At 33.1% G+C, this 15,869-nt stretch carries 12 protein-coding genes and 1 tRNA gene; 2 read left to right on the forward strand and 11 right to left on the reverse strand.

All coding sequences use genetic code 11. The features are described 5' to 3' along the window. Window positions 1-121: 121 nt before the first annotated feature. The 8 genes from IPO86_01365 to IPO86_01400 form a co-directional block, all read right to left on the reverse strand. A complete protein-coding gene (locus IPO86_01365; protein MBK9726744.1) occupies window positions 122-607 on the reverse strand; it encodes a nuclear transport factor 2 family protein in 486 nt (161 codons plus the stop codon). A 527-nt stretch (window positions 608-1,134) separates the two neighbouring features. After that, complete coding sequence (locus tag IPO86_01370; GenBank protein MBK9726745.1) at window positions 1,135-4,734, reverse strand: HYR domain-containing protein; 3,600 nt, start codon at window positions 4,732-4,734, stop codon at window positions 1,135-1,137. 320 nt (window positions 4,735-5,054) lie between these two features. Beyond that, on the reverse strand, window positions 5,055-6,071 hold the full coding sequence (locus tag IPO86_01375) for a hypothetical protein (protein ID MBK9726746.1): 1,017 nt from the start codon (window positions 6,069-6,071) through the stop codon (window positions 5,055-5,057). Window positions 6,072-6,180: 109 nt separating this feature from the next. Then, entirely contained in the window at window positions 6,181-6,690 is a 510-nt protein-coding gene (locus IPO86_01380; GenBank protein ID MBK9726747.1) for a hypothetical protein, read from the reverse strand. A gap of 67 nt (window positions 6,691-6,757) precedes the next feature. Then, on the reverse strand, window positions 6,758-7,954 hold the full coding sequence (locus IPO86_01385) for a hypothetical protein (protein MBK9726748.1): 1,197 nt from the start codon (window positions 7,952-7,954) through the stop codon (window positions 6,758-6,760). A gap of 56 nt (window positions 7,955-8,010) precedes the next feature. Continuing rightward, the gene (locus IPO86_01390; protein ID MBK9726749.1) at window positions 8,011-8,721 is read right to left on the reverse strand and encodes a hypothetical protein; all 711 of its coding nucleotides are present in this window, start codon (window positions 8,719-8,721) and stop codon (window positions 8,011-8,013) included. 271 nt (window positions 8,722-8,992) lie between these two features. After that, window positions 8,993-9,622, reverse strand: a complete 630-nt coding sequence (locus IPO86_01395) for a response regulator transcription factor (GenBank protein MBK9726750.1) — start codon at window positions 9,620-9,622, stop codon at window positions 8,993-8,995. Window positions 9,623-9,675: 53 nt separating this feature from the next. Beyond that, a complete protein-coding gene (locus tag IPO86_01400; GenBank protein ID MBK9726751.1) occupies window positions 9,676-11,907 on the reverse strand; it encodes a tetratricopeptide repeat protein in 2,232 nt (743 codons plus the stop codon). A 341-nt stretch (window positions 11,908-12,248) separates the two neighbouring features. Here IPO86_01400 and IPO86_01405 point away from each other — a divergent pair, with 341 nt between their 5' ends. Next, window positions 12,249-12,587: a hypothetical protein gene (locus IPO86_01405; GenBank protein MBK9726752.1), complete on the forward strand. Its 339-nt coding sequence runs from the start codon at window positions 12,249-12,251 to the stop codon at window positions 12,585-12,587. Between the two features lie 307 nt (window positions 12,588-12,894). Here the strand turns inward: IPO86_01405 and IPO86_01410 are convergent, their stop codons facing one another. The 3 genes from IPO86_01410 to IPO86_01420 all read right to left on the reverse strand — a co-directional run bounded on the left by IPO86_01410 (window position 12,895) and on the right by IPO86_01420 (window position 15,169). Then, window positions 12,895-13,317: a hypothetical protein gene (locus IPO86_01410; protein MBK9726753.1), complete on the reverse strand. Its 423-nt coding sequence runs from the start codon at window positions 13,315-13,317 to the stop codon at window positions 12,895-12,897. A 68-nt stretch (window positions 13,318-13,385) separates the two neighbouring features. Beyond that, on the reverse strand, window positions 13,386-14,051 hold the full coding sequence (locus IPO86_01415; protein ID MBK9726754.1) for a DUF547 domain-containing protein: 666 nt from the start codon (window positions 14,049-14,051) through the stop codon (window positions 13,386-13,388). A 311-nt stretch (window positions 14,052-14,362) separates the two neighbouring features. Continuing rightward, window positions 14,363-15,169 carry a zinc-dependent peptidase gene (locus IPO86_01420; GenBank protein ID MBK9726755.1) on the reverse strand — a complete coding sequence of 269 codons (807 nt, stop codon included), beginning with the start codon at window positions 15,167-15,169 and terminating at the stop codon, window positions 14,363-14,365. A gap of 212 nt (window positions 15,170-15,381) precedes the next feature. Between IPO86_01420 and IPO86_01425 the strand changes: the two genes are divergently transcribed. Beyond that, window positions 15,382-15,454 (forward strand) — tRNA-Phe (locus IPO86_01425). Window positions 15,455-15,869 lie beyond the last annotated feature (415 nt).

Genomic DNA, 15,869 nt, shown 5'->3' on the forward strand with positions numbered 1-15,869 from the left:
ATATTAATCTATCATTTAATTTTAATGAAATACGGCAATGGCATCAATATAAAATACAAATGGAGCCATCTTGCGATAACTCCATTCAAATATTTTAATTGTAATTTTAAATCGTATCTACTTATTTGGTTTCTTTTTCTTCTTTCGAACTAACATTCATATCCCGTACACAAACATACTTACCATCCCGTTTTTGAAAATAAGACATATAATGTCCTTTCTTTATTTCTGCACCAGCTGTATCTATTACTGTCCAGGAACCAATTTCTACCGCCATATCCCCTTCAGCAAACAGATCTACAACTTTATACACATTATACTCTCCTGTAGTATCCTTTGCAAAGCCTTTTAAAATTTTTTCCTTAATGGCTGCTCTACCTGATGCTGGTTCTGAATTCCGACTATAGCTTATAGCATCCTCACTATAATATGCTACGACAGCATCCGCATCTTTTGCCTTTTCTGCAGCAGCAAAAGCATCTTCCATTTTCTGGATGTCTCCTTTTAATTTTTCCAAATCCATTGGTTTTGGAGCTTCAACAGGAGCCGTACAAGATACTACCAGGAAAGCGATCATCCCACAAATGGATGCAAATTGAGTTTTCATTCTTTTCATAATTGGTTTTAGTTTAGTTTAATTAATCATGCAATATAAGAATAATTACCTTGTTCAACAAAATCAAAAAAATTCATCCATTGTTTCTTTTAAGTGTTTGTTGAAATTAGGTACCTACCAAAGCTCTATTCAGATTTCATCTAATTACCAAAATGGACAAAGTAATCTCTAGTTCAAAATAAATTAATCACTAAAAACCGCTTATAATAAATAGATTTCTTTACTTCAATTATTCATTAAAACGGAATGCTTATAGAATTCATAATTAACACTAAAAAAAATGGAATGAAATGAATATTAATATACTAAAATATAGTCAAAAAAAACAGAAGCATGCTTCTTAAAAATTCATTGATTGTTCAATCAAAATATTTCTAAATAAAAAAAATCCTAAACCTGGCTTTAATATTCCAAATTTAGGATTTTACTCAATACTAAAACAAATACTAATTCAATTTAAAATTTAATAAACTGATTAAAATTTATAAACATCCTATTCATATAAACGCAATTCCGAATTACCGAATAACTTCAAATTTTCCATTCTTCATTGATCCATCTGCACTCTTTACTTGAATAAAATATAAACCTTGAGACCAATCGCCGGTATCCATTTTATGAATTGATTCAAAAACTGTATTATCTGAAAAATAAACTTGCTTTCCATCAAGATCAAAAACTTTTACAGATTGTATGATTCCATTTTTTAATCCTATACTAAGAATATCTGATACCGGGTTTGGAAATAATATCAATTCATTTTCTTTAAATATCAATTTTTCAATTTGATCTTCAGGAATTGTGCTCTCGGATACATCCAAAATTGAATTCAAACAATTTTCTGCACATAATAACTTATAAATATCATTTGTACTTTTTAATGATTGATTTCCACCATGCGTCACATTATTGACGATATTTATACAATAATCTTCAACTTCTCCATACAGGAATGTACAACAAGGATTCGCCGGATAAGATCCATAGGACATAGCAACCCGCATTCTGGTAGATTTTGGAGTGCATCCAGGGATTGTCACATCGCCGCAAATTTTTGTTGTCCCGGTTCCATATGCAAATAATTCACCTGCATCTTCAAAATCAGAATCTCCATTAAAATCTATCCATACCTTCCAATAAACTTGATAGCTTCCGCCAGCAAAGCCTGGTGTTAAACATAAATTATAGGTGTTCCCTGTGATGACCTCTATACATGGATTACTAAAATATTTATAACCTCCATTTGGACCTGAACAATTATCCACATTTGCTAATTTGACACATTGGATCCAAAGATTACTACAATCTAAACCCTTAGATGGACAATATGTACTTCCATTACAATTTACCGTTACATAAAAGCTACAAGTATCTGTTGCTTTTCCTTGTTTAGCAACATAGGTCACTTTTGTTGTTCCACATGGAAATAATGCTCCACAAGGCGGCCCTTCAATTTGTGTTATGGTATAACATGGAATTTTACAAATAAATTCACGGGTACTGGTATTGTATTGATCATTCCAAGTTCCATCTGGTACCAATTCAACATAATCTTGTTCTCCATTTGCATTATTCGGCTGTCCGGTATACCAGTTCGTAAAACTTAATGGCGAACCATCAAGCCATTGAAAAACACCTTCAATATTGCTATCGTGCAATCCAATAAAGGCTGTTTGTCCCATTAGTTTATTGGCAACCCATTGATTTTCTGCAAGTGAATTCATAACACATAATTGTCCGCCAACATTTTCACAAATCACTTTAGCCGATGGCCAGGTCGCAGGACTTAAGGAACAAAAATATCGATTCCCTAAATAGGTACCCATGTATATAAATCCGGAAATAGTATCATTACATGGTTTACAAGTCGTAACGGTAGGATGATTCCAATTTACGACTGCACCATTCCAATTAGGATCTTTATCCACGGTTATATTATTAGGACACTGAATCTTTAGGCCAGTTCCTAAAACCGTTACTTTGAAACTATGGTTGGTTAAATTTCCACAATAATCTAATGCAGTATAAACTACCACCGTAGTTCCTGCTGGAAAAGTATTACCAGGTTTGTAATTAGACGTCACTTGCTTTACACCACAATTATCTGTTGCAGTTGCTGGATTCCACCATGCTTTTGCTTCACAATCTCCTTTTGCATCCACTGTAATATCTTGTGGACAATAATTAAAAACAGGCGGGATTGAATCTTTCAAATCAATAATCTGTGTACACTCCGAAAATAATTTTGGATCATTTGGATCCGTTGCTCTCCAAATTCGCTTAAACAATCTGGCATTTATACAAGAATAATTTTTTATTAAAACATCTACATACGTAATTACTGGAGTTCCACAAGAACTTGAATAGGGTATCGCAGTAGCAACGCCAGAAATCACCGGATTACAATTTATTTGAGGACAAGCAAAATAATCAGGCGGACAAATAATTTTTGGAGGCTTGTTACAACAGTTACCGATAACATTCACTTTAAATGAATACGCTTTAGAATTCCCACAAACATCAGTAGCAATATAATTTACAAGCGTAGTACCTAAAGGAAATCTACTCCCAGGTGTAAATGTGGAAACTAAAGAAATAACTGCACAATTATCTTTTGCATCTGGTAAATTCCAATTTGCAATTGCACTACAGGTAATTGTATCAACAACAACATTTACATCAGTAGGACCTGAAATAAAATGGGGTGCAATGGTATCTTTTAATTGAATATCTTGCAAACACTGTACTTTTAAATTAGGGTCATTTGGATCAATAGCTGACCAATGACGAATCAATCGTGTTGCGCCCATGCAAGGCCCAGTACTAATAATAATATCTTTATATGTTACGATGGGTGTAGAACATCCTGGATTCCCGGGATCCACCTTAGGAACACCGGTAATTGTTGGATCCGTAGAACTTCCCGGACAAGCAATAAAATCTAACGGACAGGTCATTGTTGGATTTACATTACAACATTCTGAAACCGTTATATTGAATGTCCATTGTGCCGTATTCCCACATACATCAGTCGCAAGATAATTGATAGTAGTGGTGCCAACATTAAAAATTGTGCCTGGCTGAATATTTGAAGTGATCACCACACCAGTGCATTTATCCGTTACTTGTGGAGTAATCCAATTTACTTTTGTTTGGCAATTAATTCCAGGACTTACAGTAATATCAATTGGACAACAGGTAAAAACCGGTGCCTGGTCATCTTTTAATTCTATAAATTGGGTACATGAAGATTTTTTTATTGTATCAATTGGATCCAAGGCTGTCCAAATACGGATAAGACTTATCGAACCCGGACAAGGACCTGAACTCAAAATAGAATCGCGATATCTATAAACTGGCACATTACAAAGTGGAGAACCTGGTGTCACAATTGCAACTCCCGTTTTTGAAGGATCTGTTCCATCATTTGGACAGCCTAAATAATCTGGTGGACATCTTAAAACTGGAGGCAAATCACAGCAGGATCCTAAAACATGAATACTAAAACTACAACTACTCATATTCCCGCATGGGTCTTCCGCACTATAGGTAACCTTTGTAGTTCCAATTGGAAATATATCACCAGAAACATGACTTACGGATAAAAATAATTTACCACAATTATCAGATACGTTTGGTGAATTCCAAAAAACAGTAGCATTACAATTGCTATTTGCTATCACCGTAGTGTCTTTCGGACAATCATGAATCGTTGGTGCATCTGTGTCTTTTAGAATAATTTTTTGTAAACAGGAAGTGTTGAGTTTAGGATCTTGAGGGTCTGTAGCAGTCCAAACTCTATTGATCTCAATACTATTGATACAAGGTCCTTGAGAAATAATATTATCCAGAAAACTGATTAAAGGTTGACTACAGGAAGGTCCTCCAGGTATTCCATTTGCAAACCCTGTATTCGCAGGAGCTGTAGAGACTCCCGGGCAAGCATTAAAATCAGGTGGACAAGTAATAATCGGTGGAAAATTACATGCATAAATTTTCGAATTTGATTTTCCAGCTTTCTTTAGAAGCTTCGTTTGTGCAGATGTCATTGTAAGGAAGACAAACAAACATAAAATCGTTAAGCAATTCTTAGTAATTGCAATAGAGAACTTGTCCATAACAGGGTATAGATTTGAATAAAAGTGAATAAAGCGCTTAAAGGCGCAAAGAATGCTTAAAGTGTAACTGTAAAACGTGTGACGATAGGTGTCCCAAAACCTGGGAAAAACAAAAATATTAATTCAAAGGTAATAAATTCATTTAATACTATCACATTAAAAATTAAATTTTAAGCATTCATTTGAAATAGCAAATACAAATTCTAACAAATCCATAAATTCAGAATCCATACTTATTACACTTCCAAATTGTATTCAATTTAAATTATTCTATTTGAAAGTCCAGTTTCAACTCCCTTCTTAAAAGTAAATTACCTTGTTTATTTATAAAGATTAGCATCTGGATTACCGTCTCCATTCGCATCAAAACCAGTTACCTTGAGTTTAATTTTTAAATATCCATTTGTGCCTGTAGTTCCAAATTGATCTGTTATCAATAATAGCCCATATGCCTGCCGATTTCCCATTTCTGTTTTAATTGCGAAAACCTTTCCATTTATTTTTGTCCGGCTCTCAAATTTATCTTTGAATCCGGAAATTTGTTTGATCACCGCCATCAATTGATTATTATTTTGAATTTTTTCAAATTTCTCTGCAGTTAAACTGGTCAAGGCAATTTCACTTTCATTTACTTCATCCCATTGCTTTACAGGAATGTTTACGTCTTTAAAATTGCTTCCTCTAAAATAATAATTTGAGAAATTATCTTGTTTCACATAAGATGGAGTTAACAATGCATACATGGGAGCAGATCCAAAATAATCTGTAGCTGTGAAAATTAAATCTACATTGGAAGTATTACCCGCTGCATCTATATCATCCATGACTTGACCTTGCATTATGTCAATATAACAACCATATTGCTTGTGATTTTGATTTCCAAGATTGGCTGTACCATCAACATTGTAATCTGAAGATTCAGGAACCAATATAGCTTCTTCAGGAGATTCCTGCACGATGTCTTCTGCATCCGTTGCTTCTAAACTTTCAGTGGGCTCTTGTAAAGTCTCTGTAACTTCTGAATTTGGATTCGGAGCATCCATAGAATTTGATGACTTTTTTAATCGCAATCTCAGAATCGGTTCAAAAATTTTAATAATTGATTTTACATTTTGCACCGTTGATTTTACTTGTACACCTGCCGTTTGCATATTTTGATTCATCAATGCACTTTCTTGTTGGATTTCCATACTTTTCTGGCTAATTTTTTCAGTAGTCTTGACAGCTTTTTGTCCTGCTGTTTTCTTTGCAGCAGACTCTTGCGCATTTGACTTCTGAACCAATGCACATAAAATTAGGATTAACATTTTACAATGAGATCGTATTAAAGATTTCATGATGTGAAATTTTATTGGATTTATTTAAATTAAAAATTATTATTCTAATTTTCTACAGTGTCTGTGCCCAGTTGGATTAAATTAGCAAACCAGCTCAAAAAGCATACTACTATTTAGTACCCGGATTCACTATCAAAGAATTGTTTGACAAAATGGCATCATCATTATTCGTATTATTGTCATTGACAATATCTGGATCAAATACAATAATTACTTGATAATCTGGTACAAACTCTTTACCAATCTTAAATGCTGGTCGTTCAAACACAATCTTTATCTTTTCATTGCATTTCAGATTTTTGAATGGAATTTGCTTGACCAATTTCTTTTCAGTATCAGAATGAATTTCCCAAAGTTGAATACTTTGTTGATTCGTATTGGAAATGAAATCTTTGCCCCCGATATTCTTTACGGTTCCTATAATCCGAAAATTACTGCCAGTTGCTTTTTTAATAGCTTTAAAGTCAATAGAATTTACAGCAATATCCACCGTATTTAAATATACTGAATTGCTATTTGTGATAATTTGCCTATTTGCAGATTTTACTTTTGGATTATGCTGTGCTTGAAGAAGACTAACAAAAAAGAAACTAAATAAAACAAGGGAGCAATTTTTCATAATCATTAACTTTATATTAAACTTTTCAGAATTAAAGCGATGAAAATTAATTAAGCCTTTTAAATACTTAAAGAATAATTTTTGCTTCAAATGGCTTGTTATTCCCATCAAATCTTACAAGTGGTTTACCAAAAGCTCCAAAAATATCTTTGTAATTTGAGCCTTCCTTTGCAATGATACGAAAAGAATCCATATTCCAGTTATCGCCACCAATGCCGCCTCCAAATGTAGTTTGTAAAACAACACTTTTAATTTGATCTAACTTTACTCCAGGTTCTAAACGAATTGGTACAATCTGATAATAATTATCAATCCAACGTACTCTTTTATTCAGGTTTTCGAATTTTTGTGATTTTCCGTTTTTGTAATATACGGTGGCATTTAAATTGTCATTTCCACCTCTTAAATCATCTGCACCTGTATAAAATTCCAATAATAATTCTCCGACATTACCATTTTTACTCATCACTTCAGATTGTATTTGTGGTGGCCTAACAGGTCTATAATTTTTATCTACAAAATAGGTCATCCATGAACAGCTTAAATCTTCTTTGTAATGGTAACTATTCTTTGAAGGGTCTGGTACTAATGTCATGGTTCTATTTGGAAAATTTGGATCACATATGAATATTTTCAAATCTTCTTTATAGTTTCCAAGATCCCCCTTATAACGACCTAACTGATACCCGATAGCAATCACTTGGTGATGTGCTTCTGTACCTCCACTTCCTGCTTTAAATAAACCTAGCACTGCTGGTCTTCCGGAATCGATAATTTCTTTAAGTTCTTGTAAACGGCCTCCATTAAAACCCTGGATGCCCCAATTAAAAAACTCTGTTGTCCGCGTTCCAAACGGATTTACAATAAGTTCTGCCCATTTATCCACATTTGATAAAATAGATTGTTTTTGTCGATCTTCTATAAAATTTCCCAAGGTTGATCCATTATATGGACGAAACATTTGTTGTGGAATTGTTTTACCTGCAAAATAATAATCCAACATAGTGTAAGACATGCCGCCACATGCTCCAGCAAGGACAGGCCCATTTGCAACAATTAAAGGCAACTCCCAATGAATATCGTTTACAAATTTTAAGCCATGGATCTCCGGTTTAAAATTTGACATTTTACTATTCAGGAGTAAATTCTGCGTTTTAATAGGAACACTTGTTATTTTAGCTGTATGCTTTGATTGCGAATAACTTGCACTCATTGCTATTGTTACAATAAATAAAATGCTGATTACATTAATTTTTGATTTCATAATTTTAGTTTTAATGGATATGATTGAATTATATTTTTTTATACTTTTTAATAATATTATCTGCAAGTAGCACCATAAACAGGCATGGTATATCGCTTATTACTTCCAGTAAATCGAACTAACGGAGCACCTGATCCTCTGAATAATAGAACTCCATCTGGATAAGCACTACTGATATAATAAATGTTGAGTTCATCTACATTCCAATTATCAGTACTATCAAATATGCTTGCTCCACCACTTTCATAAGTGAGTCTCATGTCCAGAATTTGATCTAATCTTACACCTGCAATTGGAAATTCCATGGTTCGGTTTGAATTTCCTGTTAGTCCTCCATTGCCTGCTACAATCCGATGGATTCTAGTTCCAGAATTCATGACATTGACATGCATACTCGCTTTACTGCCACCCCGAAGGTCATCACTTCCTGTTTTGAGAATTACCCGGAGCCTTGAATCAGCAGCATTTATTGTTCTGGAGATTATGGTACATCCTCTAACTCCAAGGTTTGCGCCTGCTCCTGCTTCATTTCTCCAAAATTTACAGATGCCTGTACAGCCACCTTCATTGGCCATCAATACTAAAACTCCTATTGGAATTTTAATGGATTTAACATTGAAAGGAAGACTGATTTCTCTGCTAATACCTACGCGCTGTGATGTTCCTCTGTAATCCGGTTCACTATAGATGATAACTTGACTCGTTAATGAATTAGAAATGCAGAAAAAACTGCAGAATAAAATAAAATTAAATACTTTGTTTTTCATAATTTATAAATTTTTAAAATGAATAAAATAATAAAACAAAGGTATTGGGGTCTGGAACCAGAACCAAAAAATTGCCATCACATGATCGTGTTAAAAATCCTGCTCAAGCATCACATAATCATGTTTAAATTCTTAAGAATGTGGAGTATTTAAAAAATTTGAGAAATTCCAATTTTTATAGATAAATAATTTCGTATTAGCGATGCCAATCCTTGATTCTGGAGGCCGCAAGTTTAGACTCAATAATAAAAATGGAAAAGAAGAAAATCAGTTACCGAAATTTACTAAAAGCATAGATGGCTTCTGTAGCACTATTCACTTGAAGTTTTTTATATATTTTTTTGATATGGGTTCTAATCGTATCAATACTTAATTGCAATTTATCCGCCATCATTTTATAGCTATATCCCTTAACCAATAAGTCCAGGATTTCAATTTCCCGCTCTGTTAATGTTTCCGGTACATTCCCTTTAGAAGGACTAGATTTTGAAAATGAATTTAATATTTTTCTGGCAACACTTCCAGTCATTGGTGCACCTCCTTTCAATACTTCCCGAATTGCTGAAATTACATTTTCAAAGTCATTCTTTAAAAGGTATCCATTCGCACCTGCACAAATCGCATTATAAATATTATCATTATCATCGAATATAGTTAACATAATAACAGGGATTTCAATCTGCTTCCCCCGAATAATCCCTAATGCTTCAATTCCATTCATAATTGGCATATCAATATCCATTAGTATAACATCTGGATTAAATTCCTGAATATCATTTAATACTTCTGATGGATTAGCTTTTGCGGATAATACCTCAAAGTCCTGATTCCACATGAAAAGCGAACAAAGACTGCTTCTTAAGTGATCATTATCTTCGTATATTATAATTCGAATGGGCATATTAAAATTTTTACAAAGGTACAAGAATGAAAAACAAATAGAGAATCACATAATCATGCGATCGGTAAAATCAAATTTACCTGTGTCCCATTTTGCCCAGGTAAAACTTCAAGTTGTCCACCAATGGCAAGAGCTCTTTCTTGCATACTACGCATACCTGTTCCAGTGCTTCCTAAAGATCCCTTCCAAACTCCATTATCAGTTATTTGCAATTGATAATTAGACTCAGAATGAACCCATTGAATTTTCACCTGGTCAGCTTCTGCATGCTTGATAATATTATTGATAACTTCTTTGAAGATCAATAATACTTCTTTTCTTGCTTGTATTGGTAGGACTTTGCTTAATATTTCTTCGTCCACATTAAACACAACATTAATATTTTTTGGTTCAAGCGTCTTACCAGCAAATTCACGCATCCTTGCTGTGAGAGCTTCTATTTTTTCGTTATCAGGTCGGATTGCCCAGACAATATCACTCATGTTTTGCTGAATGGTTTTACTCTGAGTCGCAATTTCACCCAACATTTCTTTTGCTTGCTCCGGTGCCTGATCAAAAGATTGCTTTGAAACATGACTTAATATATGAATACTTGTCAAGGTACTTCCAATTTCATCATGGAGGTCTTTAGCAATATTATTCCGAATATTAAAAAGAATAGTTTGTTCTGCAATTTTCTTTTTTAATTGAAACCGATTAAACAATAAAAAGCCTATGAAAGCTGCTACTAATAAAGCTAAAAGAAACATTTGAGTATAGGCTTTCTGTTTTTGTATTTGCTTTTCCTTTATCCATTTTTCTTGTTCCAGGATTTTTATACTCTGATTAGAAATCGATAATTGTTGCGTATTTGTCTGGTTCAATAATTCCTGCATACTCTTTTCAGATTCCATTTCCTGTAGCTTGGCCTCTTGAATATCCTGATCTTTTTCCAATAATGAAATGTGTTGTCTATTCTTCAGATTCAATAATTCCTTAATTTGGATTAATTTATCTTGTTTATCGATTTCCAATTCCGACTGTTTTTGCTCAGCACTTAATTTTGCTAATTGAAGATTTTTCTTTTCTGTTTCGTATTTGAGTTTAAGGTCTTCAATATTCGTTTTGGTTTTTTCATCAATTAAACTGTCCTTATAAGTTGTATTTAAATCCAGATTCTCAATTGCTTTCGAGTAATTTTGATGTCGTCTATAAAAATTGGCTTTATTAAAATAATAAGCCTGAAGTAAAGGTTTGTTTTTTTGATCCCATGCGATTGAATATACTTTTTCAAAAAACCCTTCTGCAGCTATAGAATCTGACAAATTATCTTTTAGATTTGCGCACTGAATATATTGACTAGCAACTTTATTTAAATCCCCTGTTTCCAGATAAATGCTTGCTGCTTTTTCTTGTAACTGAAAAGCTTCTGAAAATTTATTTTGCTTATTCAACAATGTTGCTGTATTTGAATAAGCTTGTGCTTTATTACTTTTAATACCACTCCGTTCTGCATATTCCAAAGCTTTTTGCTGATAAATCAATGCAGAATCCAAAGAAATAGAACTATAAAGTGTCACTAAATTTCCAAGAGTAGTAGAAATTCCTTTTATATCTCCAATTTTTTCACGAATCGCTAAGGATTGCTTAAAAAAATTAGCTGCCTCTGGTTTGTTATTTAAACGAAAATAAGAAATTCCTACATTTCCTAAACAATTGGATACTTCCTTTTCATTTCCAAGTGCTTCAAAAATTCTCAAAGCATCCAAATAATTATTAATAGACAAAAGATATTCCCCTTTTTTATCCAATAAAAATCCCAGATCATTCCTTGTTATCGCAATATAAAAAGAATCGGTTCTAGCTAAATAATAGGATAGTGCTTGTCTTAATGCTAAGATAGCGTTATCATATTCATTAATAGTTCTTAAATATTGTGACTTTTGATGATATGCTAAACCCATCATCAGGCTATCCTTAATTTCAAATCCGATTCGCAAGCCTTCATTTAAATGAAACTTAATATTCTCGTATTGTGATTTCTTAAGTAAGAGATCTGCGATTTTAAGATTAGCGTATCCTTCTCCACGGCGCATCTGCTTCTCCTGACTTATAAATAATGCTTTTTTAACTTGAAGAAAAGCATCCTCAATTTTTCCTTCAAAGTCTTTTTCATCAGCCGCATCCAACAAAGAATAAATAAGGATAGAATCCTGAATAGTATACAATGACTGGGCTCCACCATATTGGGTCCAAAGGAGAGCCAAACATATGTATAAAGAAAACTTGAAATCACCTTTCAGCATGACAAGAATTTTCCAGCATTTATCCTGAAAGATAATGTACTTCTGGCAAACTGAACAATATCATTACCAATCCATATCCCAACGCTATAATAACAAAATGAAAATTATAATTATTCTATTGAGAAGTTCTGCCTGATTAGATATTGACCTAAATACTATGTTCATGATTTTGTTGACACAAGTTATGAGCATCCCAATCCTGTTAGGTCAATTAAAAGATAAGAAAAAGAGCATTTTAGCATCTCTGGGAAATTATTAATGAAGCTTTAATATCTCTGTTAAAAATTAAGAATTCAAAATAAATTCGTAATATTGCGGCTATAAAAACTAAAAAAATTCATATGAAATCTTCATTATTATTATTTGCAGTACTCTCCATATTTGTAGGATTAAATTCTTGCAAAGATGAAAAAAAGGCTGAAACCACACCATCAACAGAGCAAGCTCCGGCTCAAAATCCAAATGCTGGTGCAACACCTACTGATCTTTCAGCTCCACAAGGAACTCCACCTGCTAATGTTACGCCTCCTGCTACAGCAACGCCTGAAGCGCCACAAAATGCAAAAGGAGTTTGGCATTTCACGTGTAGTAAAGGTTGTCCAGGTGGCGCAGGAACGCAATCCAATTGTGCAAAATGTAATAATCCATTAACGCATAATCCTGCTTACCATACCAACTAAAATAAGCAGTTAATCAATTGCTTTACAAATTAAAAAAGAGGCCAAGAAGTATATAAATACTTTTTGGCCTCTTTTCATTTCATAAGGAATGAATGATTCAATTTTCAAAGACTCAGGATTTTACCAGGGTCAGAATGAACACTTTTATTATTAGAGATACCCGCTAAAATTGATATTCACTTGTGCTCTGTTATTTAGCCTATTTGAAATTTGATACAATGGATAGAATACAAATTAATCCAACACTTTTATTTCAAATTTAAGGTGTTGAATGAAAGCAAAATTCCCTGTGTTGCGATTCAATATATCAATGTCTTCCCCAAAGCTCCACAACTGCTTTAGTGTTTTTATAATTTTTGGTATCATACCAGAATACAACTTTAGTAATGACTCTTCTGTTTCCAGCAAGATCTATAACCCGGCTTTCTTGTCCGGCTTTAAAGTTATTTCTAAGTTCAATATCTTGTGTAGTGCCATCTCCAAAATGAACAACCATTTTATGCATATCTAAAGCAGAACGAAGTACTTTAATCTTTAATCCGGTAAAAAAACCTTCTTGCCTGGTGACTAAAATTTCATCTCGGTCAAGGCCATATTTTACTGTTCTGGTGCCTAACACCTCCCAACGTCCCTGAATTAAGGTTGGATTTGATGGAGTCGCACAGTTACTGATAACAAAACTTCCAACAAACAAAATCATAATGTTCGCAATTTGAATTACATTTTTCATATCTAATATTTTTAAAGTTTGCAATACTAAGTCAGACCAAAAATAAGTAGAATAGTTTAAACAGCAAATCATTTAATTGAATTTAATGCCCAGTTATAATCCATATAGGATATTTTGGTTTTTTCTGAAATTTCTGACGGACCATATTTTTTTACAAATTCACGCACTCCACCTAACACATTAAAATCGGATTTATACCATTTAAATATCATAGATAGTTGAGCTATTTTTGAATTCACATTATTTCTAATTGGATCCGCCAAAAAACGTTTACTTTGATCATCCAGTTGCGTATCCAATTTTTTGGGATCATAGGCTTCATTTCGCAAAGCCGGACAAGAAACAGAAGCACATACTAAAGCCATGTGAATTCTAGGATCTTCATACTTTTTCCGAAGTTTACCATGCTCAATATTATTCAGATCCAATATTTCATTTCCAATGGAAATAAATTTTATATCCCAGGTACTATTGATAAATGGAATTTTACCACCAATTTCTTTTATACTTTTTATCGGGTAGTTTCGGATTACCAATTGAATTGTAAAGGCATTATAAGCATTCATCCAATATGCCTTTATTTCATTTTCATTCCAATGAGTCTTAGGAGCATTTGAAGAAAGCATCCCAAGATATTCATTTAACCGGGTACTATCCTCTATAAAACCTTTATAATCAACATCTCCATTGGCACGCACATTTTTTTTAAGCAGTACATCAAAATTCTTATGCAACGAGGATTGAGCGAATAGTAGCTGTACAAAAGATATAAGGAAAATTGAAAATTTTAAAACTTTACACATACTTAATTTTTAGAATAACAAATAATAGTTGACTTCAGTTGCAATAAATATAAGTTTTCAATGTACTGCTTCAGCCATTTAAACTAATCCAAGCAATTCATTGTATTGACAATTTATGCATTGCAAATTGCAAATAGATCCTGGATCGGAATCGAATTTAAGTTTGGCATTCGAAAACGAATTGGTAAGGTATCAAAAAGAATTCGCAAAACATATGCATTCTAAAAAATAATTTATGGATTTTAATCAATAATCGTTTTGTAAAAATTAAAAATATCTGCTGATTCTTTTTGTAATTTTTCAGGATACATAATGTAACAATACACTAAAATTGCTACTATATTTAGATTCATTTGGCCCATATAGTTCTGCAATTTTTTTTCTTCCGTGACTAAAATTTTACAAATTATTGACCAAATTAAATCAGCATCTAATTTGAAAGTTGCAGGCATTTTATGAATCTTTATAAAAATACAAGCCCATTCATATAAAGCAATATTAAAAAACGCATCCGGTTTTACATACGCTGCTTCTAACGCATCACTCGCTAAAATAATTACCCCATCTTCATCTTGTGTTTCTGACAAATGAAGATATTGTTGTTCAGGACTTGGAAATGCATGGTGATAAAATACAATTCGACCATAGTGTTTAACAGCAGGATCTTTAAATGAAAGGTTTAATCGAATTGCTGGAGCAAGAGCCATAATTTTTAATTCCTCCGGCATTTCTTTTTCAGACATAGACGTAAATTGTTTTTCCGTGAGTTGTATTGCGAGTTGATTACAAAAATGATCTTGCGCTATTTTTGGCAAATTTTTATAAAACGGAACAAACCGTTTTACCCAATTCAATTCATAATCACTGAGTTTTGGAGGGTTTCGTTGATACCATTTTTGATTGATTAAACTTCCAAAAACAAAGCTAGCCAATGCAAGAATACCTGTTGGAATGAGGACCCAAAGACTATCCTCGGTAGATTTATCAATAAAAAACAAGGTAAGTAAGAATAAAGTGGTGCATAAGGTCTGTGCAATTCTTGAAGGCATCTTAGTACTTTAAAATATATAAATTATTGAATTCCAAAATATTACGCAAATTTAAAGATTGATTTTTAGAAATCGGTTAAAATTTAGGATCTTATTTAAAAAAAATACAAACTATCCGGGTCGATTTAGTTTCCATTTTCTAAATTCAATTATATTTGCAGCCCAAAATCATCAAAATCAAATAGGATTAAACTTCTATTTGATTTTTGGATGGTACCTTAGCTCAGTTGGTAGAGCACAGGACTGAAAATCCTGGTGTCCCTGGTTCGATCCCTGGAGGTACCACAGAAGCAGAGCGAGAATGAGAGCGAGAGCGTAATTTGGTGCTCTTCAAAATTTTAAAGCCACATTTTTTGTGGCTTTTTTAGTTTAGGGAGTAGGTGTTCTGGTTTGTGTTAATCTTAATCTCATATCTTCCTAAAACTTCGTGGGAAGCAGAGCGAGAATGAAAGCAAAAGCGGAATTTGATGCTCTTCAAAATTTTAATGCCACATTTTTGTGGCTTTTTTAGTTTAGGGAGTAGGTGTTCTGGTTTGTGTTAATCTTAATCTCATATCTTCCTAAAACTTCGTGGGAAGCAGAGCGAGAATGAAAGCAAAAGCGGAATTTGATGCTCTTCAAAATTTTAATGCCACATTTTTTGTGGCTTTTTTAGTTTAGGGAGTAGGTGTTCTGGTTTGTGTTAATCTTAATCTCATAT

The organism is Saprospiraceae bacterium (assembly GCA_016717265.1).
In the GTDB taxonomy this organism is placed as follows: Bacteria; Bacteroidota; Bacteroidia; order Chitinophagales; family Saprospiraceae; genus Vicinibacter.

What these genes read in the sequence shown, in the direction of transcription:
- IPO86_01390 (MBK9726749.1), bottom strand. Translation starts at nt 8,721, where the DNA reads ATGAAAAACAAAGTATTTAATTTTATTTTATTCTGCAGTTTTTTCTGC.
- IPO86_01420 (MBK9726755.1), bottom strand. Translation starts at nt 15,169, where the DNA reads ATGCCTTCAAGAATTGCACAGACCTTATGCACCACTTTATTCTTACTT.
- IPO86_01385 (MBK9726748.1), bottom strand. Translation starts at nt 7,954, where the DNA reads ATGAAATCAAAAATTAATGTAATCAGCATTTTATTTATTGTAACAATA.
- IPO86_01405 (MBK9726752.1), top strand. Translation starts at nt 12,249, where the DNA reads ATGAAATCTTCATTATTATTATTTGCAGTACTCTCCATATTTGTAGGA.
- IPO86_01395 (MBK9726750.1), bottom strand. Translation starts at nt 9,622, where the DNA reads ATGCCCATTCGAATTATAATATACGAAGATAATGATCACTTAAGAAGC.
- IPO86_01380 (MBK9726747.1), bottom strand. Translation starts at nt 6,690, where the DNA reads ATGAAAAATTGCTCCCTTGTTTTATTTAGTTTCTTTTTTGTTAGTCTT.
- IPO86_01375 (MBK9726746.1), bottom strand. Translation starts at nt 6,071, where the DNA reads ATGAAATCTTTAATACGATCTCATTGTAAAATGTTAATCCTAATTTTA.
- IPO86_01400 (MBK9726751.1), bottom strand. Translation starts at nt 11,907, where the DNA reads ATGCTGAAAGGTGATTTCAAGTTTTCTTTATACATATGTTTGGCTCTC.
- IPO86_01365 (MBK9726744.1), bottom strand. Translation starts at nt 607, where the DNA reads ATGAAAACTCAATTTGCATCCATTTGTGGGATGATCGCTTTCCTGGTA.
- IPO86_01370 (MBK9726745.1), bottom strand. Translation starts at nt 4,734, where the DNA reads ATGGACAAGTTCTCTATTGCAATTACTAAGAATTGCTTAACGATTTTA.
- IPO86_01410 (MBK9726753.1), bottom strand. Translation starts at nt 13,317, where the DNA reads ATGAAAAATGTAATTCAAATTGCGAACATTATGATTTTGTTTGTTGGA.